This window comes from Campylobacter sp. CNRCH_2015_0814, assembly GCF_025772765.1.
GTDB lineage: Bacteria > Campylobacterota > Campylobacteria > Campylobacterales > Campylobacteraceae > Campylobacter_D.
In genome coordinates, this window is record NZ_JAKMSR010000001.1 from 24,620 (window position 1) to 47,475 (window position 22,856).

The following is a 22,856-nucleotide window of genomic DNA, read 5'->3' on the forward strand; positions in this document are numbered from 1 at the left end:
TCTCCTAGCCTAATTTAGAGCTTGTTTCTATGATGGTTGAAAAAATATTACTTTGTCTTCTTAAAACACCATCTAAAGCAGTAATCATCATAGTATTTTTACTCATTTCAGTAGTTTCTACATCAAGATCTACTGTATTTGCGTCATTTCTTGCTAAATGTCCATCTCTTAAATAAATGGTTGATTTATTAGGATCTGGAAATTTCCAAGGTTTTTGATGATTTGCATTTGTACTTGCTAATTCAAGCTCTTTAGTATCTTTCTTTTTAAAAATTTCATTTGCTCTATTAACTAAAGCAGTTTCAAATTCTATATCTCTTGCTTTATAAAAAGGAGTATCAACATTTGCAAGGTTAGAATTAATCATTTGACTTCTTAGGTTTCTTCCTGCTAAAGCATCAACAATAAGTTCTTTTGATTTAAAAGGGCTTATCATAATTTTTCCTTTAAAATAAAGCTTTTATAGACTAAAAGCAAAAATCATTCCAAAATATTTATGCAATTTTGTTTATCTATAAGTATATCTTTTTATAGTAAATTTTTGAAATTTTTAAAGCCACTTTCAAGCGAAACTTTTTTTTCTAGTGTTTTTAAAAAATCTTTTTTTGTCATTTCTTTAGCACCCATAAATTTTAAATGCTCATTAGGCACTTGACAATCTATTAAAAAATCATATGGTTTTAAAAGCTCACAAAGTCTTATTAGGGCTACTTTTGAAGCATCTTTTTTAAGGCTTATCATGCTTTCGCCAAAAAATATTTTGCCTATGATAAGTCCATATAAACCACCGATTAAAACATCATTTTCATAAACTTCAACACTATGAGCTAAATTTTGCTTAAAAAGCTTTGTATAAACTTGTATAAATTCTTGACTTATCCAAGTTTTTTTTCTTTTTGCGCAATGGCTTATAAGCGAGTTAAAATCAAAATCAAGTCTTATTTCATAAGTTTTTAAAGCTTTTTTTATGCTTTTTTGTATACGCACTTCATCAGGTAAAAGCACCATTCTAGGAGAAGGGCACCACCAAGTAACAGGATTACTAGTCCATGGAAAAAGCCCTAGACGATAAGCATGAGGTATAAAATCTACTTCTAGCTTTTCGCTAATAAAAACAGGCGCATCATCAGGGCTTTTTAAAAGTTTAGAATACAAATTCGATTTTTTCATTTTTGGAAAGTTTGAGTTTTAATTTACCACCATTTTTTAATTTTCCAAACAAAATCTCATCGCTTAATCTCTCTCCTAATTCTTCAGCAATAATGCGTTTTAACAATCTTACCCCAAATTCCTTATTATTAGTTTTTTTAGCAAGAAATTCTTTTACTTTTTTATCAGCTTCTATGGTGATATTATTTAAATTTTTCGCCATTAAATCTAGCTCTTTTTGAACGATTTGTTCTAAAATTTCTTGATTTAAGTCATTAAAATGAATGATTTTATCAATACGGTTGATAAATTCAGGTGCAAAAAAATCTTTTATGGCTTTATTGCTTTTTTCTTTATCACTGCTTAAAAAACCAAGCTCATTACTTTCTTTTAAGCCTAAATTTGAAGTCATAATGATAATAGTGTTTTTAAAATCAGCTTTTAATCCACTATTATCCGTCAAGCTTGCATTATCAAAAATTTGTAAAAAAGTATTAGTTAAATCAGGATGAGCTTTTTCTATCTCATCAAATAAAACTACGCTAAAAGGATTTTTTCTAATATTATTACTAAGCAAGCCACCATCTTCATAGCCCACATAACCTGCTGAAGTTCCTATGAGTTTGCTCACATCATGTTTTTGTGAGTATTCGCTCATGTCAAATCTTTCAAGGTTAAGGTTTAAAATTTGTGCTAAATTTTTCGCAAGTTCGGTTTTACCAACCCCGCTTGAACCGGTAAATAAAAACACGCCTTTTGGGGTGTTTTTACCTTTTAATCCTGCATAGCTTTGTTTTAAAATAGAACATAAAGCTTTAATAGCTTCATCTTGTCCAAAGATGTTTTGTTTTAAATCATGCTCTAAGTTCTTAAGAATTTTACCTTGATCGCTTTCATAAATTTTATGAGAATGCGTCATTCTTGCTAAAGTATTTTCTAAATCTTTTATTTTTACTATTTTTTTACTTTTTTTATCTTCTAAAGCAAAGCTTGCACCAAGCTCATCGATTAAATCAATCGCACTATCGGGTAAAAATTTATCATGTAAAAATTGTTTTGCTAATTTTATACTTGTTTGTAAAATTTCATCACTAATTTTGATTTTGTGAAAATTTTCATATTTGCTTTTTAAGCCTTGTAAGATTAAAAAACACTCTTCTTCGCTTGGTTCATCTATATCAATTTTTGCAAATCTTCTACTTAGAGCTTTGTTTTTATCGAAGGTGTTTTTATATTCTATAAAAGTAGTTGCTCCTATGCATTTGATGTTGCCATTACTTAGTGCAGGTTTTAATAAATTTGACATATCTGCATGACTTTCATTGCTTGCGCCAGTTCCTACTATGGTGTGAATTTCATCTATAAATAAAATAGCATTAGGGATATTTTCTAATTCTTTAATGATATCTTTTAATCTTTTTTCAAAATCACCTCTGTATTTTGTCCCTGAAAGCAAGCTTGCCATATCAAGACTATAAATTTTTGAGTTTTTTAAATGTTTTGGCACTTTTTCTTCAGCTATAGCTAACGCTAGTCCATCTATAATGGCACTTTTACCAACACCTGGCTCACCAACTAAAATAGGATTATTTTTTTTGCGACGGCTTAGAATTTGCATCATTCTTTCAAGTTCAAATTTCCTGCCTATAACAGGATCTATTTTGCTTTTTTTTGCAAGCTCAACTAACTCTATGGTATGGGTTTTTAAATTTTCAAATTCAGCATTTTGTAACAATTCTTTTATTTTTTCTTCTTCTATTAGGTGTTTTTTTAAAATATTATAAGAATAAGCTTTTTCTTCTTTGCAAAGTGCGATGATAAAATCAATCACACTTGTTTGATTTTTTGCATTTAACTTGTGTAATATATTTTCCAAGATCACAGAAAAAATAGGTTCTATTTCTTTTTTTAAAATTTCGTTATTTTTAGCTAAGTAGTTTTTTAACTCATTTTCAAAGCCTTGTAAATCACCATCTCCGATTTCTTCAAGTAGATTTTTAAAGTCATTACTAAGTTTAACTAAAGCAAAAAGTAAATGCTCACAAGTGATAAATTCATGATGATTGATAAAGCTTAAATGTCTTGCATTTGGTATAAATGAGTCAATTAATTCTTTATATTTCATTGTTCTTCTATCCTTGTTTGGAGTGGAAAATCATTGTTTTTTGCTGCCATGTCAACTTGCTGTTTTTTGCTAAGTGCAATTTCTTCTGTGTATATGCCACAAACTCCGCTTCCTTGATGATGGATTTCAAGCATAATTGCACTTGCTTTTTCAAAATCATGATGAAAAATATTCATTAAAATTTCAATTACAAAATCCATAGTGGTAACATCATCATTTAAAAGCAAAACCTTAAACATTTTAGGTTCTGCTAGTTTTTGTTGCTCTAAAATTTCACTTTTTAGACCCATTTAATATCCTAGTAATATCTTCTTGCATAATCTCAGTAGAAACTTTCCCAAGATAATATTTCACATAATTTTTTGAGTCTTTATTCCAAAAGTCTGTTAAATCTTGATAAATACCATCTTTTAAAACCACTTTAAAAGGAAGTTGCTCCATGCTTTGATAGTTGATATCTTTTAAAGCTTGTGCGACAATTCTATCATTTTCTTTAGAATTGCTTAAAAAATAATACGCCCCATATTTAATAGCAAAATCTTTTACAGTTTGATCGCTTACATTTTCAAAATGACTAAGCCCCATGATGATAAAATTATCTGTATTTTTTTGCCATAAGCTTGTTAGATGGGTAGCTTCTTCTTGGCAAGGTGTGCAAAAGGTTCCAAAAAAATCAAACATTAAAATTTTATTCTCTTCACCCTTTACCATAAAACCATTTTGTGTTCTTACTAAGGTTTTTTCACCACCATTGACACTTTTTAAAAGAATTTCATCACCCATTTTATACTCAGCAAATGCAAATTCGTTTTCGATTTTTTCTTCACTTGAGCAAGCACTTATTAAAAATGCAAAAGCAAATGTAAAAAATAAATAAGCAAATTTTTTCATCAAAATCCTTTTTTTAATAATGATTTTTCATAGCAGCTCTTGCCTCAAGATCTGCTTGTTTTTTCTTTAAGCTTTCTCTTTTATCGTGTAAGTTTTTTCCTTTGGCTAAGGCTATTAAGACTTTTGCTTTATTTTTTTCATTAAAATAAAGTTCTAATGGCACTATAGTAAAGCCTTGAGTGCTAATTTTACCAAAAAGCCTATCGATTTGCTTTTTATGCATTAAAAGTTTTCGCGCACCTTTTTCATCATGCTTATAAAAAGAATGTGTAGTACTAAGATGAGAAATATGAGCATTAAGTAAGAAAATTTCACCTTTGATAATACGCACAAAAGAATCTTTTAAATTTGTTCTACTAGCTCTTAATGCTACTACCTCAGAACCTTTTAAAACAATACCTGCTTCAAATTTTTCCAAAATTTCATAATCAAAAAAAGCTTTTTTGTTTTTTACTATAGTTTTTTTCATCATTTAGCCTTAAAAACTCCACTTCCACTTCCACTTAAAAAATAAGCTTCATTAAGAAAAGTTTGCATTTTAGGATAAATTTTTACACAAGGAGCAAATAAGTCATTTAAATCAGTATTTTTATACTCTAAAATTTCGCTTGTTTTGAGTGTTTTAAGTGTTTTGGACAAATTTAAATTTGCTGTTAAATCATATAAGCTTTCATCAAATGCTTTATATACTTTTGCACTTGAGCATTCAATAGTAGGAAAAGTAAAATCAAGTTGAGTAAAATCATCTTCAAAATATTCTACAATCTCGCCACACCCGCTAACATTTGCACTATCATATCTACTTAAAAAAAAGATTAAATCAGAACCGAGTTTTTGGCAGATTTGTTCAAGTTGTTGTTGGTTAAGTTTTAAATTTAAAGCTTCGTTAATCATAAGCAAAAATGTCACTGCGTCAGTGCTACTTCCACCAAGGCCTCCACCTATGGGAATATTTTTGATAAGCTTTAAACTTTTGTCTTTAAAAAATTCATTTAATTCATTAGAAAATCCTAAATTTTCTAATTCTTTATAAGCTTTGTGTATGATGGTATCTTGGGTAAAATTTCCAGTGATTTCAAATCCTTCTTTTGTTTTTTCATCGCTAAAGCTTAATTCATCAAAAATATCTTTTAACAAGACAAAGCGTGATTGTAATAAATGATATGATCTTGAGTCAATTCCTGTGATTTTTAAAAAAATATTAGCTTTTGCGTAAGCTTTCATTTTTTTAGCTTTTTACTCAGATCATCAAGTTTTATCGTTTCATCACTAATTGCATGTAAATTTTCACTTTTTACTTGCTCGATAAGCTCTTTGCGTAGTATCATTAAAGACTTTGGAGCTTCGATGCCTATTTTAGCATAGCCTTTGCCTGTTTGAACTACTTTGATTTCTATATCATCTCCGATTTTTATACTTTCATTTTCTTTTCTTGATAAAATTAACATTTTAATACCTTATTTAAATAATATTGCACTTGATTATCTTGGATAGAAATGATAGAAAAAAAATCTTTTTCTTCTAAAATATAGCTACCTTCTTCTTGAATTTCCAAATCGTCCAAAAATATTTTTTGTCCATTGTGTAATTTTTGGGGGTATTTTATCGTATTTTTTCTAAGATTTAAATAAGCTAAAGGATTTAACTCTTTTTCATTTTCATAAAAAAACCTTCCTTCACTTAAACGCTCTAATGAGCTTAGCGTGGCTTTAATACCAAGTTTTCTAGCAAATAATTCACAATAAGAGCGTATATAAGAACCCTCACTAACTGCTATTTCTATGGTTAAAAAGGGGTGGTTATAGTGTAAAATTTTAGTATAAAAAATTTCCATAACGCAAGGTTTTAAATTGACTTCAAAACCTCTTTTTGCAAGCTCATAAGAGCGCACTCCATCTATTTTTTTTGCACAAAATGCGGGTGGGGTGTAGGTGATTTTACCTAAAAGTTCATTTTTAATTTGTTCTAAAATTTGCTCATTAAAAGCATTTATAAGATTGATCTCTTTGATATTTTGATTATCAAGGCTTAGTGAATGCACGCCTAGCCAAAGCGTTGCTTTATAAACTTTTGGATTTTTATCAAAAAAGCGAAAAAGTTTTGTATATTGATCAAAGGCTATGAGTAAAACACCTTTTGCAAAAGGATCAAGTGTTCCTGAAAAACCTGCTTTTTTATTTTTATATTTTTTCTTGAGTTTGCCTAAAAAAGCATTAGAACTCATTCCGCTTGGTTTGTAAGCTACAAAAAGCTTATTCATATCACTTTTTCCACAAAACTTGACATTATCATTCTTTCTATGCCTCCAAAATTAATCGTGAGTTTTTCTTCAGCACCTATTTTACTTACCCCAGTGACTCTACCTATGCCAAAAATTTTATGTTTGATTAAATCGCCTTTTTTGTAGCAATTTTTTTGATGATCTAGTGTTAATTCTTTTTTGATTACATTGCTCTCGCCAAAAAATCTACTTTTTTCTAATCTTGTGCGACTTCCTTTGTAAAATCTAGAATTAGCATAGCTTAGATAAAGTTTTTTCTTGGCTCTAGTGATTGCTACATAAGCAAGTCTTCTTTCTTCTTCTATATTGCTTGATTCGCTAGTAAGTGGGAAAAATCCTTCTTCTAAACCTATAATAAAAACATAATCAAACTCAAGTCCTTTGCTTGCATGAATACTCATAATACAAATACTTTCTTTATCAAGTCCATCTTGCTCATTAAGTAAAGAAATTTCATTTAAAATATCATCTAAGCCATTATAATTTCCATGAGTGATTTTATCTTTTAAGTTAGCATAAAGTTCATCTATGTTTAAAAGTTTATCTTCGCCTTCTGGGTTATCTTTATAAAATTCTTTGATTTTAAATTCTTCTTCTAAGGCTAAAATCATTGCAAGTAAATCATCTTTTTCTTTGATTTTGTGTATGCTTAGTATGAATTTTTCTAATTCTTTGTCTGTTTTTTTGCTAAAAAATCCACTTCCTTGCAAAGCACATAGACTTTCAAATAAAGACAAATGATTTTCTTTGGCATAATTTTCTAGCTTTTCTAAACTTGCATTACCAAAGTTTCTTTTAGGGCGGTTGATAATGCGTTTAAAAGAATAATCATCATTTAAATTTGAAAGCAATCTTAAATAAGAAATAATATCTTTAATTTCAGCTCTTTCATAAAAACGAATTCCACTTAGCAATTTAAAAGGAATTTTTTCTTTGCTAAAAGCTTCTTCAAGAGCACGAGATAGGGCATTTACTCTATAAAGTATGGCTATTTCACTAGGATTAATCCCTGAGTTTAAAAGTTTTGAAACTTCTCTTGCAACCTTAAAGCTTTCAATTTTCTCATCATCATTTTGTAAAATTGTGATTTCTTCGCCCTCATCTTTGGTGCAAATCAAAGTTTTTCCTAGTCTTTTTCTATTATGCTCTATAAGCTCATTTGCAGCTTGCAAAATAGCGCTAGTTGAGCGATAATTTTGCTCTAGTTTGACTAATTTTACATTATTAAATTGCTCTTTGAAATTTAAGATATTTTCTATTTTAGCTCCACGCCAACCATAAATACTTTGATCATCATCACCCACCACGCAAATATTTTCATGAGACGTGCAAAGTTTTTTTAGAATTTGATATTGCAAGGCATTAGTATCTTGATACTCATCTACTGTTATATAAGTATATTTTTGACTTTGCTCTTTTGCAAATTGTTCATCTTCTAAAATTTTATTAGTTAGCATGAGTAAATCATCAAAATCCATAAAATTATTTTGGATTAAAAAATGTTCATATTGCTCATATAAATGAATGATTTCTTCGTAATTTTTGTTTTTTTCATCTTTTAAAAATTCTAATTCTTTACGTATTTCTTGAGCACTTTTGCTTTGATTTTTAAAATTTGAAATATAAGCACCTATGCTTGCTAAAGAGCTTTGCAAATTTTCGCTAGCTAAATCTTTTAGTATTTTCTTTTTATCATCTGTATCAATAATGACAAAATTATTTGCTCTATTAATTCTTTCGCTATAAAGTCTTAAAAATAACAAGCCAAATTTATGAAAAGTACATAAAAGGGGATTGTGTAAATTTTGATCTTGTAAAAGTGCTAAGGCTCTTGTTTTCATTACATTAGCAGCTTTATTTGTAAAGGTTAGTGTGAGGGTATTTTGCGCAGGAATGCCTACATGATCGATTAAATAAGCAAGTCTAGTGGTAATGGTTTTAGTCTTTCCGCTACCTGCACCTGCTAGTATCAGCATAGCTCCATCAATATGCATGATAGCTTCTTTTTGGCTATCATTTAAATCTTCAAAAAAACTCATTTTTTAAATAAATCTTTATTGTTGGGATTATTTAAAAAAGCATTCATGGATTTTTCTTTTAATTTTTGATCATTTTGCTTTTTGAAATAGTTTGAAAAATTAACAAAAATGATATTATCTTCAACTTGAATTTGAGTAATTGCCCCTAAATCCACTTTCACAAAGGTTGCAAAATCATCAGGTCCAAAACCTGCATGAAATTCTATATGCTCATTTGTTAAAACTATAGATTTAAAAGTATAACCACCAAGTGCAAAAAGACAATAAGGATTTTTACTCACTACATCTAATTCTGGTGGCAAAGGAGGTTCGAGTGTAACAAATTTAGTATTTACAATGATATTAAACTCGATATCTTCTTGGATTAAAATTTGCAAACATTCATAAATGCTTTTTTGCATTAAACTTATAAAATTTTTATTATTTAAAATTTTATCAATCATCGCTTAGCCTTAAAAATTCATCTACTAGTATTCTAACTTGCTCTAAGCCTATATTCCAAAATTCATCACTTTCTATATCAAAGCCAAACATAGCTACAAGTTCTTTTGGACTTTTACTTCCCCCACTACTTAAAAACTCAATATAAATTGAGGTAAAATTAGGACATTTGCCACTTTTATATAGACCATAGAGTGCTAAAACTAAAAGTTGTGCATAAGCATAAGCATAGCAGTAAAATGGAGAGTGTATAAAATGCGGTATATAAGAATACCAAAGGCCATAATTTTTGGTTAAAACTACGCTATCTTGAAACATTTTTCTTGATTCTTCAAGCCAAATTTCACTTAGTTCTTGAGCGCTTAGCTCTTCTTTTTTAGCATGAAATCTGCGTTCAAAAGTAGTAAAATTAATCTGTCTATAAAGAGTAGCAAAAATATCTTCAATCTTTGCCGCATATAAGGACAAAAGCTCTTCTTTGTCTAAATTTTCTTTAATGTAATCAAAAATCAACATTTCTGCAAACACTGAAGCAGTTTCTGCTGTAGTTAGAGGTGTATCTTGATTTAAAAAACTTACTTTATAAGAAAGTTTTTGATGTATAGTGTGACCTAGCTCATGTGCTAGGGTGAAAAGATCACGTCTTTGGTTGGTATAGTTTAAAAGTATGAAAGGATGGCTTAGTGGTGTACTTGAGTGGGAAAAAGCACCGCTTTGTTTAAATTCTTTAGGGTAAACATCGATCCAATTATTCTCAAAAGCTTCTTTTGCTATCATATAAAAATCTTTAGAAAATTTTTCAAAGGCTTTTAAAACTATATCTTTTCCTTGATCAAAATCAACTTGCATTTCCTTTCCAATAGGCGCATAACGATCATAATCTTTTAGCTTTTTATATCCTAGAATTTTTTTCTTTGCATTATAAAATTTAGAAACAATATCAAAGCTATTCTCGCTAGCACTAATAAGCGCATCAACACTTTTCTTAGAAATTTGATTTCTTATATGTCTTGGGGTTTCAGGACTTTCATAGGATCTTAACTCGCAAATACTAGCAAGTTCACTTTTAATTATATTAAAAATATATACTAAAAGTTTGTTTTGCTTTTTTAAGGTTTTACTAAAGCATTTTGAAGCTTTTTTTCTAATGCTTCTATCTTTATCATAAAGCTTGCTTAGAATTTCTTCCTCGCTTAATTTTTGCCCTTCAAAATTAAATTTTAAAGCACTAAAGGTTTCATCAAATAATCTTGCAAATGCATCTGAGCCTGTACTTGATAGAGCCAGGATAATTCTTTCTTCTTTTTTAGAAAGATTGTGTTTTTTGTGTTTGATAAGATTGTTTAAATAAAACTCATAATCTTTGCAAAATGTGATGAAAGTTTTGCTTTTTTCTTCTTTTAATTCGCAAAATTCAAGTTCAAAAAATAAAAGATTTTCTTCTATTTTTTTACTTAAATTTTCATATTTTGCATAAAAAGCACCTTTTGTGGTATTTTGAGCAAAATTTAAATACACATAGGTTAGTATGTGAGAAAGTTTTAAGATTAATTCTTCATAATTTTTTAAAGCCTGTAAGAATTGCTCATTGTCTAAACTATGAAGATTATTTTCATATTGTTTTTTAAATTCACAAGCTTCTTCTTGGGTTTTTTGTAAAAAAAGATTTAATTCTTGCTCATCTTTAAATAACGTACTTAAGTTCCAATTTTGCATGATTTTAGCTTTCTAAAATGAGTTTTTTTAATACAGCCATTCTAATGGCAACACCATTTTTAACTTGAGTTAAAACCTTACATCTTTTATCAGCCATTACTTCATCGCTAATATCAATGTTTCTATGCACAGGACCAGGATGTAGGATAATGAGATTTTTATCTTTTATTAAGTCTTTGCTAATGCAAAAATCATTTGCATAATCTTTAAGCGATGCATAGGTTGGAATATTGTGTCTTTCAGTTTGTGTTCTAAGACTCATGATAATATCAATATCATCAATAACTTCTTTTAGTTTATTTGTTTTTTTAATGGGATAATTTGGCATAAAATGAGGTGGGGCTACTAGGGTGATATCAATACCAAAACGAGGTAATAATTCTAAATTTGAAGCAGCGACGCGCGAGTTTTTAATATCTCCTACTATTGCTATTTTTTTACCTTTTACATTATAATCAAAATGTTCCATTATAGTAAAAAGATCAAGTAAGGCTTGGGTAGGATGAGCGTGTTTACCATCGCCTCCATTAACTATAGGACAATGAGCATAATTTGCTAAAGTATGAGGCACACCTGAGTTTTTGTGTCTAACTACAATAGCACTTGGTGCCATTGCATCTAAATTTGCAGCAGTATCAAAAAGTGTTTCACCTTTACTTGAGCTACTTCTTGAAACATCTAATTTTAAAACTTTAGCACCCAGTCTTCTTGCAGCTGTTTCAAAGCTTGATTGAGTGCGTGTTGAATTTTCAAAGAAAATTGTTGTGACACTTTTTCCTTCTAAAAATGTACGCGGTTTTTCATCTAAAAATTCTTTTGCTTCTTTAAATAAAGCCAAGATTTCATCATTGCTAAAATCTTTTGTAGTAATTAAATGCCTCATAAGTCCTCCTTAAATTTTTAAATTAAGCTCATTATCTGAACAAATGGCACTAAATAAAACATCTGTTGAACTATTTAAAGCTGTTTCAACGCTATCTTGAATAACCCCTATGATAAAACCAACCGCAACTACTTGCATAGCTATGTCATAATCAATATTAAATAAAGAACAAGCAAGTGGTATAAGTAAGAGTGAACCTCCAGCAACCCCGCTAGCTCCACAAGCTGCAAATGCGGCTAAAACACTCAAAAGCATAGCTTGTAAAAAATTTATTTCAATGCCTACTGTGTGAGCTGCTGCAAGACTTAATATAGCAATGGTTACAGCTGCTCCTGCCATATTAATCGTAGCGCCTAGTGGAATAGAAATACTATATAAATTATTATTGATATTTAATTTAGAGCAAAGTGCCATATTTACAGGGATGTTTGCTGCAGAACTTCTTGTAAAAAATGCAAAAACAGCACTATGTTTTAAGCAAATAAAAATCAAAGGATAAGGATTTTTCTTCGTATAAGCAAAAACAATTAAAGCATTAATCACAAAGGCTACAAAAAACATGGTTAAAACTAAAATGATTAATAATTTAACATAACTTAAAAGTCCTGCTGCTCCTGTTTGAGCAACTGAATTTGCTACAAGTCCAAAAATTCCAAAAGGAGCAAGCTTGACTATAAATTTAACAATTTTTAATACACCTTCGTTGATATCAGTAAAAAGTTGTTTTGCGTCATTTGAACAATGCCTTAGAGCAAAACCCCCACCTATAGCCCAAGCTAATATACTTAAATAATTTCCTGAAGATAAAGCGTGGATAGGATTATCTACGATTTGAAAAAGTAAGGTTTTAAATACTTCGCCTATATGTGCAGGGCTTGTAGTAGAAGCTTTTTCAATATCGGTTAATACTAATTCTACGGGAAAGACAAAGCTTATACTAACCGCGCTTAAAGAAGCTAAAAAAGTTCCAAATATATATAAGAAAATGATATGTTTTATTTTTTCACTTCCATGATTAAATTCTTTTGTGCAAATGGTTGTTAAAATTAAAATAAAAACTAAAATCGGTGCTATAGCTTTTAAAGCTCCTGTAAATAAAGTACCAAAAATATTTGCAAAAATAGCTAAATCTTTAGAAAGTACACCTATTAAAATTCCTAAAACAATACCTATGCAAATTTGTAAAATAAGATTTCCATCTTTATAGCGTTTGATTGCACAAGAGAATAAACTCATTTTTTACCTTTTTTGTAGTGATAAATTTTTAATTTATTCTAACAAAGTAAAGCTTAAATAAGCTTTTTGATTTTTAAGCTAGCTTGTGTTAAAATAAGGCTAGAATTTTTTATGATAAGGAATATTAAAAATATGTATTTATTTACTTCTGAAGTTGTTAGTGCAGGACATCCTGATAAATGTGCTGATATTATAGCTGATTCTATAGTGGATGCTTTTTTAACTCACGATAAAGATTCAAGGGTTGCTAGTGAGGTTTTTGTAGCAGGAAATAAAGTAGTAATTGGTGGTGAAATTAAATCAAAACATAAACTAGAAAAACAAGATTATGAAAATATTGTAAAAAAAGCTCTAGCAGATATTGGTTATGATGGGCATCCACATTTTAGCAAAAAACAATGTTTACATCCTGATGATTTAGATGTAATGGTATTTTTAAATGAACAAAGTCCTGATATCAATCAAGGTGTTGATCAAGAAGATGGAGAAATTGGAGCGGGTGATCAAGGGATAATGTTTGGTTTTGCAAGTAATGAAGCAAAAGAATATATGCCAGCAGCTATTTCTTATGCTAGAATGCTTTGTGATAAAGTATATGAGTTTGCAAAAAACAATCCTGATAAACTTGGAGTGGATATTAAAACTCAAGTGACAATTGATTATGTAAATAAAGAAAATTTTGAAAATTGCAAACCTCAAAGCATCCATACTATTGTAGTTTCAGCTCCTTGTGTTGAAAGTATGAAAATAGAAGATCTAAGAGCTTTGGTGATGGATTTGATTTTAGATTCAAATTTACCAAAAGAGCTTTTTTGCCCAGAAAAAACAAGAATTTTAATCAACCCAACGGGAAAATATGTAAATCACAGCTCGTTGCATGATAGTGGTTTAACAGGAAGAAAACTTATAGTAGATAGCTTTGGTGGCTATGCTCCAATAGGCGGAGGAGCGCAATCTTCTAAAGATTATACTAAGGTTGATAGAAGTGGGCTTTATGCAGCAAGATGGCTTGCTAAAAATATCGTAGCCGCAGGTCTTGCTAAAAAATGCATAGTGCAGCTTTCTTATGCTATAGGTGTAGCTAAACCAACTTCTGTTAGTGTGGATTGTATGGGAACAAACACAAGATTAAATGATGATATTTTAAGTGATTTTGTGATGAAAACTTTCCCATTAACTCCAAATTGGATTAAAAATAAATTCAATCTTGATAAACCAAGTAAAGATACTTTCATGTATGCTGATGTAGCTGCTCGTGGTCAAGTAGGTCAGGCTGATTATCCTTGGGAAAAATTGGACGCTCTTGATGAATTTAAAGCATTATAATAATGAAGCTTTTAAGCTTCATTTTGCTTTAAAAGTTTTTCTTTTATCTTTAAAATCAATATCTCTTTTGACTTAATTACAGCATTTTCTTTTCCATTAACTGCATGATATATGCTTACATTATAATTGTTTGCATAAAAACGCATTAGAAAATTTTGTAATTTATACTCACTTGAAAAATTAAACCAAGCATTGTTTGAAATAGCGATGATGATTTTTGAGTGTTTATAAAGTTTTTCTTTTGTAGCTTCAAAGCAGATAGCATTAGTGATGAGTTGATTATTTAGAGTGTATTGATTTAATTCCTTTCCTTTTGAAAATTCATCAATATTTAAAAGATATTTTTTAAAAAAGTTTTTAAATATAGGAATTTCTTCCCCAAAAGGTACAAGATAGTGTTTGTTAAAAACTTGTATGTTGCCATTGTCAAATACATAAGTGCTATTGTATAGATGATTAGGTGTGGTACTTATAGCACCTGTGATGATGATGATTTGTTTTGATAAATCTTTTAAAGCTTGTAAATAACTTGGAGCTTTATTTAAAGCAAAGGCAAAAGCTGTTTCAGGAAAAATAATTGCTTCTTTGCCTTCTTTTATGGCCTGATTGATTTGATAAAATATATCTTTAGAATGAGTTTGTAAATTTTCTTGTATGAATTTTTGATCTTGGGAGATATTAGTTTGAATTAATTTATAGTCTAAATTTAGTGTTTGTGGTTGTTTTTGACTATATTGAGCTCCTATTAGAATAAGGATTAAAATGATTGCTATTTTATAATATCTTGAAATGTATTTTTCATAATAAAAATAAGCAATCAAAAACATAGCTATAATGCCTTGATAACTTGCATCAAAGATTCCATATACACTTAAAACACCCCAATTTAGCCAATCAAATCCAAAAGGATGAACAAAACTAAGTAAAAAAATCCCACAAAGCCTTAAAAAATCATATTTAAGAAAAAAACATACTAAAAATAATAATCCATAAATTAATCCGATTAAGATAATTTCTAAAGGAATTAAATAAGCTAAATCAAAATAAATTGATGATAAAGCTATCCACCAAAACCATAAAATTCCTACAAAAAATCCGGTATAAAAATATCCTATTTTACTTTTATTTCTTAGCAATAAAATCAAACCATATATACTTAAAAATGGTGAAATAAATTCAAAAAGTAAATTTTCAAAAAAAGAAAAATAAATAAAATTTGACAATAAAAGTGCAGAAAAAAAGGCTTTTATTATTTTAAAAGTGGTAGAATTAGAATTTATGAACTTTAAAAAAAGGGGAAGAAATGGCAGAAAACGGAAATATTTGGACTTCATTGTTGCCTCTCATTGTGCTTTTTGCGATTTTTTATTTTTTGGTTATCAGACCACAGCAAAAACAAGCAAAAGACCACAAATTAATGGTTTTATCTTTAGAAAAAGGAGATAAAATCATCACAAATGGTGGGATAATTTGCGAGGTGGTAAAACCAGAAGAGGATTTTATCAAAGTTAAGCTTAATGATGAAAATGTAGTTGTAAAAATTTCTAGAGATTTCATAGCAAAGAAAATTGATGCGTAGTGGAAAAATTACTTATAGAAGTATCATTTTCTTTGTAGTTTTTCTTATAGGATTAATTTTTTCCATACCTTCTTTTATGCAAACCCAAAGTGGTGCTAAGATCAACCTAGGACTTGATTTGCAAGGTGGTTTGCATATGTTATTAGGTGTAGAAGTAGAAGAGGCGGTTAAATCAAAGGTTAAATCCATAGCCTCTTCTCTTAGTTATTCTATCAATAAAGAAGATATTATTGTTGATAAAATCAAAGTAAATGATACTAGTATTGAATTTAGTTTATTAGATGAAAATGATATAGCTAAGGTTGATTTGTTATTAAAAGACATCAAAGGCTTGGCTATTACACATGAAAATTTACACTACACACTTTCTTTAACCCAAGAAGAAATTAAATTAACTCATGAGCAAGCTATTTTACAAGCCGTGGAAACCATTAGAAACAGACTTGATCAATTTGGCCTTGCAGAGCCAAATGTAGCAAGATCAGGTGAGGATAAAATTTTAGTCGAACTTCCAGGTATTAAAACTGCTGCAGATGAGGCTAGAGCTAGAGAGCTTATCGCAAAAGCTGCACATTTGCAATTAATGGAAGTAGATGATGTTAGAATGGATCAGGTAAATAATCTTACTCCAGCTCAAGCTGCTGAATATGGAGACTTGATTTTTGAAGATGCAAAAAATCCTCAAATTAAATATCTAGTAAAATCTATACCTATTCTTGATGGCTCTATGTTAACAGATGCAAAAGTAGGTTTTGCACAAAGTAATAATCTTCCTGTGATTAATTTTACCTTAAATTCAGAAGGTGCTAAAAAATTTGGAGACTATACAGGAAATAATGTAGGCAAACGCTTAGCTATAGTTTTAGATAATAAAGTATATTCAGCTCCAAGAATTAATGAAAGAATAGGCGGGGGTAGTGGTCAAATTAGTGGTAGCTTTACTGTAGAAGAAGCTCATGATGTGGCCATTGCTTTAAGAAGTGGGGCACTTTTAGCACCGGTTAAAATGCTTGAAAAAAGAAGTGTTGGACCATCTTTGGGTGCTGATAGTATTAAAATGAGTATGATAGCCCTAGCAGGTGCTTCTATATTAGTTATTGCATTTATGGTGATGTATTATGGTATAGCAGGAATTTTTGCTAATATTGCTTTAGTGGCAAATATTTTAGTGATTATTGCTGTAATGGCTATGTTTGGAGCAACTTTGACTTTACCTGGTATGGCAGGACTTGTGCTGACCGTGGGTATGGCAGTAGATTCTAATGTTATTATTAATGAAAGAATTAGAGAATTGTTACGAGAAGGTGCTAGCATAAGGCAAAGTGTTGAAAATGGTTATAAGCATGCAATGAGCGCGATTTTAGATTCTAATATTACTTCGCTTATTACTTCAGTGGTGCTTTATGCTTATGGAACAGGTGCGGTAAAAGGTTTTGCGGTGACTTTGAGTATTGGGATTTTAGTTTCAATGATTACTTCTATTGTTGGAACTCATGGTATGTTTGAAATGTTTATGAACCGTATGGAAAAAAGCAATAACACAAGATTATGGTTTGGATATAGGAGACCTTAATGCAATTTTTTAGTCAAAAACATGTTTATGATTTTATGAGAATGAGATTTGCAGCCATCTCTTTGTCTTTTATTTTATTTTTTGGTTCTATTTTTATCCTTTTTACTAAGGGTTTGAATTTTGGTATTGATTTTACCGGTGGAACTTTGGTACAACTTCAATATGAGCAAAAAGCACCCTTGGCTGAAATTCGTAAAGCTTTAGCTATTAATGAAAATTTAAAAGGAGCTAGTGTTACCGAATTTGGTGGCGCTAATGAAGTGATTATTCGTTTTTCAGGAAGCAGTGATAGTTTAGGAAGTGATATTGGAGTAAGTATTGCAAATTTGTTAAAAGATACAGGTAAATTTGAAGTGCGCCGCGTGGATGTAGTAGGTCCAAAAGTAGGAGATGAACTGCGTAATAAAGGTCTTATGGCGGTTGGAATTTCTTTGATTGCTATTTTGATTTATTTGGCAGTGAGATTTGAATGGCGTTTTGCTATGGCTTCTATTGTGTGTGAAATTCATGATATAGTCATTACTTTAGGTGCTATTGCATTATTTGAAATAGATGTAAATTTAGATATTTTGGCGGCTGTTTTAACTGTGCTTGGATATTCTTTAAATGATACGATTATTATTTTTGATAGGATTAGAGAAGGTGTTAAAACAAGTAAAAATTCAAAACTTGATTTAATTATCAATGAATCAGTTTCAGCTACTTTATCAAGAACTACTTTAACAACGGGTTTAACTTTAATTACTGTTGTAGTGCTTTATTTCTTTGGCGGATCTATGATAGAAGGTTTTGCTCTAACTATGATAGTGGGTATTGTAGCAGGTACTGCAAGTTCTATATTTGTAGCAAGTCCAGCACTTTTATGGTTTAAATTTAGTGTTACGCAGTATCGTCAAAAAGAATTAGAAAAAGTAAAGAAAAAACAAGAAAAAGAGAAATTAAGAGCGATGTATGAAAAAGGAACGGTGTAAAAATGAATTGGGGTAAGGTTATTTATATCTTTTTTGCTCTAATGAGCTTAACTACAACCGCAGGATTTTTATATGATCAAAATGAAGTTGCTTTATTTATTGCAGCTTGTGTGAATTTAATTTCTACTTTATTGAAAATTGGGGTTAGAAATTTCTTAGCAGCTGAATTATTTGCTAGTTCTTTGGTAGCTGATTTGCATTTAATTCCAGCTTTTGCTTTAATACAAATTAATCCAGAAGCTAATGTTATGGTTTATACTTTAGCAATTGGTGCTTTGATAGCTAATATCTTTTCAATGATTTTAGTTATAGTTGATTCAGTAAAAAATCAAGAAGAAAATTAGGAGTTAAAATGGCATATGAAGCAGGTAAAATAGAAAAAAAATGGCAAAAAATTTGGCAAGAAAAAGAATATTTTGAACCAAAAGATGATTTTTCTTTACCAAAAAAATACATTTTATCTATGTTTCCATACCCAAGTGGTAGAATTCATATGGGACATGTGAGAAACTATAGCATAGGTGATGCTATGGCTAGGTATTATAGAAAAAAAGGTTTTAATGTCTTACATCCTATAGGTTTTGATAGTTTTGGTATGCCTGCTGAAAATGCTGCAATTAAACATGGTATCCATCCTAAAAAATGGACTTATGAAAATATTGATTATATGCAAAATGAACTTGCATCTTTGGGCTTTTCTTTTTCTAAAAAAAGAATGTTTGCTACTTCTGATCCTTTATATACTAAATTTGAGCAAGAATTTTTTATCAAAATGTATGAAAAAGGACTTGTTTATACTAAAGAAGCTGAAGTTAATTGGTGTGAGAATGATAAAACAGTCTTAGCAAATGAGCAAGTTGAAGATGGCAAATGTTGGCGTTGTGGACATGAAGTCATTAGAAAAAAAATGCCAGGATATTATGTAAAAATCACTGCTTATGCAGATGAATTATTGCATGATCTTAAAAAATTAGAAGGAAAATGGCCAAGTCAAGTTCTAACTATGCAAGAAAATTGGATAGGTAAAAGCACAGGGCTTAGTTTTGATTTTGATATAGAAGAAAATGATAAAATCAGCGCAAAAAAGATCAATGTTTTTACCACAAGAGCTGAGACTATTTATGGAGTATCTTACATCGCTTTAGCGCCTGATCATGAAATGGTAAATGAATTAATTGATAAAAAATTACTAAATCAAGATGTTATAGCTAAAATTCAAAATATACAAAATCAAACACCGCGCCAAAGACAGGCCGCACCAAAAGAAGGATATTTTTTAAATCTTTATGTAATCCATCCACTAAGTAAAGAAAAAATTCCTTTATGGGTAGCTAATTTTGTTTTAAGTGATTATGGTAGTGGGGCTGTTATGAGCGTGCCTGCTCACGATGAAAGAGATTATGAGTTTGCAAAAACTTATAATTTGGCTATAAAAAAAGTAATTTATAAAGATGAAAATGACGCACAATGCTACACTTTAAAAGAAGGCGTTTTAACTAATAGTGGCGAATTTGATCAATTAGAATGCAATGATGCTAGAGAAAAAATTAGTTTAAAAATTGAATCTTTGGGTATTGGTAAAAAGGTTACTAATTTTAAAATTCGTGATTGGGGTGTTTCTAGACAAAGATATTGGGGAGCTCCTATACCAATGATTAAGTGTGACTCTTGTGGCATAGTTCCTCAAAAAATAGAAAATTTACCTATTACCTTGCCTGAGGATGTGGTGATAAATGGAGAAGGAAATCCACTTGATAAGCATGAAACATGGAAAGAGTGCGTTTGTCCAAAATGTGGTAAAAAAGCGCAAAAAGAAAGCGATACTTTAGATACTTTCTTTGAAAGTTCTTGGTATTTTGCGCGTTTTGCAAGTGATGATAAAACATGGCAAGAAAAAGCAGTAGATGAAAAAAGTGTTAATTATTGGATGAATGTTGATGAATATATTGGTGGGATTGAACATGCGATATTACATTTACTCTATGCTAGATTTTTCCAAAAAGCACTTAGAGATTTGGGTTATTTAAAAGATGATGAGCCTTTTAATAGACTTTTAACCCAAGGAATGGTTACTAAAGATGGTGCTAAGATGAGTAAGTCTAAGGGGAATGTGGTTGATCCTGATTATATTATAGAAAAATATGGAGCAGATAGTGCAAGATTATTTATATTGTTTGCTGCACCACCTGCTAAAGAACTTGAATGGAACGATAGTGCATTAGAAGGTGCGTTTAAATTTATCAATAGGCTTTATGAAAAGGCTATGAGTTTAGAATGTGGAAAAATACAAGAAATTGATCATCAAAGTTTAAATAAAGAAGAAAAATATGCTAGATTAAAAGTATATGAAGCTTTGAAAAAATCTTTCGAAGTTTATGAAGAAAGTTTTGCCTTTAATACCTTAATAGCTGCATGTATGGAGGCTTTAAATGCTTTAAATGCTATAAATGATAAAGAAGTTTCAAAAGAAGCTTTTTATATTATTTTAAATATCTTAGAGCCTATCATCCCTCATGTTTGTTTTGAACTTAGTGAGCATTTATTTAAATGTGAAAATTTTAAAGTATTAAAAATAAAAGATGAGGTTTTTATAAAGGATAGCTTTAATATAGCTATTAGTGTTAATGGTAAAAAAAGAGCACAGATTGAAATAAATTCAGAAGCTAAAGAAGATGAGATTTTAGCTTTAGCTAAAGAAAATGTTGCAAAATGGCTAAAAGAAAAAACTATAGTAAAAGAAATTTATATTGATAAGAAATTGGTAAATTTGGTGATTAAATGAAAAAATATCTAGTGTTGTTTTTTGCTTTTTTCATCATAGCTTGTGGATATATTCCCTCTTCGCAGATGGCAAGTAGAGTTTTGGGCGAAAATGTATTTTTAAAAATCAATATTAGCAAACAAGATCCTGAAAACAGTGTTTACATAACAGATATTCTAAGAGAAGCTATGCTTAATAAGCTTGGTAGAAAAATCACAGATGAGTATAATGCAGATAGTTCTATTATAGTTACGATGAAAAAATTAGAATTTCATCCTATAGTTTATGATAAAAATGGTTATGTAATTTATTATAAAGCGGAGCTTTATTTGGAGTTTGTGTTGCGTTATAAAAATGGCAAGGAAGAAATTGTAAATACTAAAGGGAGTTATAATTTTGATATTAATCCAAACTCTATCATCAGTGATCAAGCAAGATTTGAAGCAATTAAAAATGCATCAAGTGAAGCTTTTGATGAATTTGTTTCTATTATAGCTATTAGGGGTTATAAATAAAATGGCAAGTCATATCAATGAAATTGCAAAAGAAACATTGATAAAACTAAAAGAGCGTAAGTTATATCCAACTCCTGAAAATTATAGCGAGGTGTTTGAAGAGTGTGCTAAAAAAGCAGGAGTGATGAGTTCAAATAAAGCCAGAATAGAAAAATACACCAATCTTTTAGATGATTCTTACAAACAAGAATTAAAAGGAAAGAGCATTCGAACTATTGATGAGTTTTTGATGTTTTTAGTCTCTAGGCTCAATAGACAGGTAAGTAGAAAATATGAAGATGTTTATGCTTTACTTGGCTTAATCATTCAGCAACTTAGTATTAGTAAAGATAAAAAAATCAAAGAGCTTGCTCAAATTACTCAACACAGATTATCTCAAGCTATGGACTTAGAAACCATATATCTTTTAAGAGCCAAATGGAAAGAACTTGAAAAATCTTATGAAGATGGAGAACTCTTAAAAAAATTAGAAGAATTTAATATCCGAGCTTTTTTGGATTTTCATGCTTTAATAGAAAAACTTATCACTATGCTAAAAGAACGTTCCTATGAAAAACAAGCTGAACTTTTACTAGCTTCTTTGGAGCCTTTATTTGGTGAGAGTAAAGAAGTAGAGCAATTTAAGCAAAAATTAAAAGAAAATCCTAGATTGATTGCTAGAAAAGAATTTGCACATGAATATTGTTTGATGCTACAAAAAAAAGAAGTAATAGATAAATACTACATACAAAAAAATCTTTCTTTTTTCAATCAGCATTTAGAAAGCCTAAATGAAATGGTTTCAAAGCTTTATGATAATAGCCAAGAAGATGTGAAATTTATTAATGCTTTAACTAAAGATAAAAATGGTAATGTGCAGATTAATTTTGATACATTAAAAGATAAGCTTTTGTATGCAAACGAGCAAATAGCTCAAATTAAAACTCAAATTCAAGCTACAAGCGATGATGAGCAAAGAGAACAATGGAGTCTTGCTCAAGAGCTTAAAAAACTTGATGAAAATTATAAGCTTTATGCGGTTAATTATGCTTTATCTTTCTTTAAAATCAATAATATAGAACATGTTATTAATGCTTATGGTATTGATAGTTTTAAAACCATTAGCGGGAAGTTTAAAAAAATCCTCAAAGACTTATGTAAAAATTTAGCTGAAATTTGGATTTTAGATGAAAGTTCTTATTTAATTGTTTTTCCGGGTAAAAGCTTAGAAGATGCTCAAATCTTTACGGAAAAAGCTTTGAAGCTTATAGATGATTATAAATTTATTTATAAAGAAGAAGTAGTTAGACTTGTTTTATCATCTTCTTGTATAGAAAAAAAAGAATTTCCAGATGGCGATATTTTAAAAGAATTAATGCAAAAAGCTTAGT

The 22,856-nt window shown here is 29.6% G+C and carries 23 protein-coding genes; 8 read left to right on the top strand and 15 right to left on the bottom strand.

Annotated features, from left to right (window positions below):
• Nucleotides 1-4 precede the first annotated feature (4 nt).
• From flgB to sstT, 14 genes are all read right to left on the bottom strand, one after another.
• Entirely contained in the window at nucleotides 5-436 is a 432-nt protein-coding gene (gene flgB / locus L8X24_RS00135; protein ID WP_039668590.1) for a flagellar basal body rod protein FlgB, read from the bottom strand.
• A gap of 92 nt (nucleotides 437-528) precedes the next feature.
• Nucleotides 529-1,170 carry a leucyl/phenylalanyl-tRNA--protein transferase gene (aat, locus tag L8X24_RS00140; protein ID WP_263663088.1) on the bottom strand — a complete coding sequence of 214 codons (642 nt, stop codon included), beginning with the start codon at nucleotides 1,168-1,170 and terminating at the stop codon, nucleotides 529-531.
• Entirely contained in the window at nucleotides 1,145-3,274 is a 2,130-nt protein-coding gene (locus tag L8X24_RS00145) for an AAA family ATPase (RefSeq protein ID WP_263663089.1), read from the bottom strand. The genes aat and L8X24_RS00145 overlap by 26 nt, the downstream gene beginning before the upstream one ends.
• Nucleotides 3,271-3,564: an ATP-dependent Clp protease adaptor ClpS gene (locus tag L8X24_RS00150; protein WP_263663090.1), complete on the bottom strand. Its 294-nt coding sequence runs from the start codon at nucleotides 3,562-3,564 to the stop codon at nucleotides 3,271-3,273. Before L8X24_RS00150 ends, L8X24_RS00145 begins: the two co-directional genes overlap by 4 nt.
• Nucleotides 3,548-4,165 (bottom strand): thioredoxin domain-containing protein, encoded by a 618-nt coding sequence (locus L8X24_RS00155; protein WP_263663091.1) that lies wholly within the window; start codon nucleotides 4,163-4,165, stop codon nucleotides 3,548-3,550. The genes L8X24_RS00150 and L8X24_RS00155 overlap by 17 nt, the downstream gene beginning before the upstream one ends.
• Before the next feature lie 13 nt (nucleotides 4,166-4,178).
• Entirely contained in the window at nucleotides 4,179-4,634 is a 456-nt protein-coding gene (gene smpB, locus L8X24_RS00160) for an SsrA-binding protein SmpB (protein ID WP_263663092.1), read from the bottom strand.
• The gene (locus tag L8X24_RS00165; protein ID WP_263663093.1) at nucleotides 4,634-5,389 is read right to left on the bottom strand and encodes a 4-(cytidine 5'-diphospho)-2-C-methyl-D-erythritol kinase; all 756 of its coding nucleotides are present in this window, start codon (nucleotides 5,387-5,389) and stop codon (nucleotides 4,634-4,636) included. Before L8X24_RS00165 ends, smpB begins: the two co-directional genes overlap by 1 nt.
• Complete coding sequence (csrA, locus tag L8X24_RS00170; RefSeq protein ID WP_012661763.1) at nucleotides 5,386-5,613, bottom strand: carbon storage regulator CsrA; 228 nt, start codon at nucleotides 5,611-5,613, stop codon at nucleotides 5,386-5,388. Before csrA ends, L8X24_RS00165 begins: the two co-directional genes overlap by 4 nt.
• A complete protein-coding gene (gene truB, locus L8X24_RS00175; RefSeq protein WP_263663094.1) occupies nucleotides 5,607-6,425 on the bottom strand; it encodes a tRNA pseudouridine(55) synthase TruB in 819 nt (272 codons plus the stop codon). Before truB ends, csrA begins: the two co-directional genes overlap by 7 nt.
• Nucleotides 6,422-8,485, bottom strand: a complete 2,064-nt coding sequence (locus L8X24_RS00180; protein WP_263663095.1) for an ATP-dependent helicase — start codon at nucleotides 8,483-8,485, stop codon at nucleotides 6,422-6,424. Before L8X24_RS00180 ends, truB begins: the two co-directional genes overlap by 4 nt.
• Nucleotides 8,482-8,928: a hypothetical protein gene (locus L8X24_RS00185; RefSeq protein WP_074691700.1), complete on the bottom strand. Its 447-nt coding sequence runs from the start codon at nucleotides 8,926-8,928 to the stop codon at nucleotides 8,482-8,484. The genes L8X24_RS00180 and L8X24_RS00185 overlap by 4 nt, the downstream gene beginning before the upstream one ends.
• Nucleotides 8,921-10,642 (bottom strand): M3 family oligoendopeptidase, encoded by a 1,722-nt coding sequence (locus L8X24_RS00190; RefSeq protein WP_263663096.1) that lies wholly within the window; start codon nucleotides 10,640-10,642, stop codon nucleotides 8,921-8,923. Before L8X24_RS00190 ends, L8X24_RS00185 begins: the two co-directional genes overlap by 8 nt.
• 4 nt (nucleotides 10,643-10,646) lie before the next feature.
• On the bottom strand, nucleotides 10,647-11,525 hold the full coding sequence (locus tag L8X24_RS00195) for an aspartate carbamoyltransferase catalytic subunit (protein WP_263663097.1): 879 nt from the start codon (nucleotides 11,523-11,525) through the stop codon (nucleotides 10,647-10,649).
• Nucleotides 11,526-11,534: 9 nt separating this feature from the next.
• On the bottom strand, nucleotides 11,535-12,761 hold the full coding sequence (gene sstT / locus L8X24_RS00200) for a serine/threonine transporter SstT (protein WP_263663098.1): 1,227 nt from the start codon (nucleotides 12,759-12,761) through the stop codon (nucleotides 11,535-11,537).
• A gap of 132 nt (nucleotides 12,762-12,893) precedes the next feature.
• On the opposite strand from sstT, the gene metK reads away from it, so the two are divergent.
• On the top strand, nucleotides 12,894-14,087 hold the full coding sequence (gene metK, locus L8X24_RS00205; protein WP_039628549.1) for a methionine adenosyltransferase: 1,194 nt from the start codon (nucleotides 12,894-12,896) through the stop codon (nucleotides 14,085-14,087).
• An 11-nt stretch (nucleotides 14,088-14,098) separates the two neighbouring features.
• Here metK and L8X24_RS00210 read toward each other — a convergent pair whose 3' ends face one another.
• Nucleotides 14,099-15,421 (bottom strand): apolipoprotein N-acyltransferase, encoded by a 1,323-nt coding sequence (locus tag L8X24_RS00210; RefSeq protein WP_263663099.1) that lies wholly within the window; start codon nucleotides 15,419-15,421, stop codon nucleotides 14,099-14,101.
• On the opposite strand from L8X24_RS00210, the gene yajC reads away from it, so the two are divergent.
• Genes yajC through L8X24_RS00245 form a run of 7 tightly spaced genes read left to right on the top strand, consistent with a single transcriptional unit; the run spans nucleotide 15,391 to nucleotide 22,855 of the window.
• Nucleotides 15,391-15,666 carry a preprotein translocase subunit YajC gene (yajC, locus tag L8X24_RS00215; protein ID WP_012661754.1) on the top strand — a complete coding sequence of 92 codons (276 nt, stop codon included), beginning with the start codon at nucleotides 15,391-15,393 and terminating at the stop codon, nucleotides 15,664-15,666. The two genes, L8X24_RS00210 and yajC, sit on opposite strands and share 31 nt — an antisense overlap.
• Entirely contained in the window at nucleotides 15,659-17,239 is a 1,581-nt protein-coding gene (gene secD / locus L8X24_RS00220) for a protein translocase subunit SecD (protein ID WP_263663100.1), read from the top strand. Before yajC ends, secD begins: the two co-directional genes overlap by 8 nt.
• On the top strand, nucleotides 17,239-18,210 hold the full coding sequence (gene secF / locus L8X24_RS00225) for a protein translocase subunit SecF (protein ID WP_263663101.1): 972 nt from the start codon (nucleotides 17,239-17,241) through the stop codon (nucleotides 18,208-18,210). The genes secD and secF overlap by 1 nt, the downstream gene beginning before the upstream one ends.
• A gap of 2 nt (nucleotides 18,211-18,212) precedes the next feature.
• Nucleotides 18,213-18,554 carry a DUF6394 family protein gene (locus L8X24_RS00230; protein ID WP_039618681.1) on the top strand — a complete coding sequence of 114 codons (342 nt, stop codon included), beginning with the start codon at nucleotides 18,213-18,215 and terminating at the stop codon, nucleotides 18,552-18,554.
• An 8-nt stretch (nucleotides 18,555-18,562) separates the two neighbouring features.
• Nucleotides 18,563-20,992: a leucine--tRNA ligase gene (gene leuS, locus L8X24_RS00235; protein ID WP_263663102.1), complete on the top strand. Its 2,430-nt coding sequence runs from the start codon at nucleotides 18,563-18,565 to the stop codon at nucleotides 20,990-20,992.
• Nucleotides 20,989-21,486 carry an LPS assembly lipoprotein LptE gene (gene lptE / locus L8X24_RS00240; RefSeq protein ID WP_263663103.1) on the top strand — a complete coding sequence of 166 codons (498 nt, stop codon included), beginning with the start codon at nucleotides 20,989-20,991 and terminating at the stop codon, nucleotides 21,484-21,486. Before leuS ends, lptE begins: the two co-directional genes overlap by 4 nt.
• Before the next feature lies 1 nt (nucleotide 21,487).
• Nucleotides 21,488-22,855: a hypothetical protein gene (locus L8X24_RS00245; RefSeq protein WP_263663104.1), complete on the top strand. Its 1,368-nt coding sequence runs from the start codon at nucleotides 21,488-21,490 to the stop codon at nucleotides 22,853-22,855.
• Nucleotide 22,856: the final 1 nt, after the last annotated feature.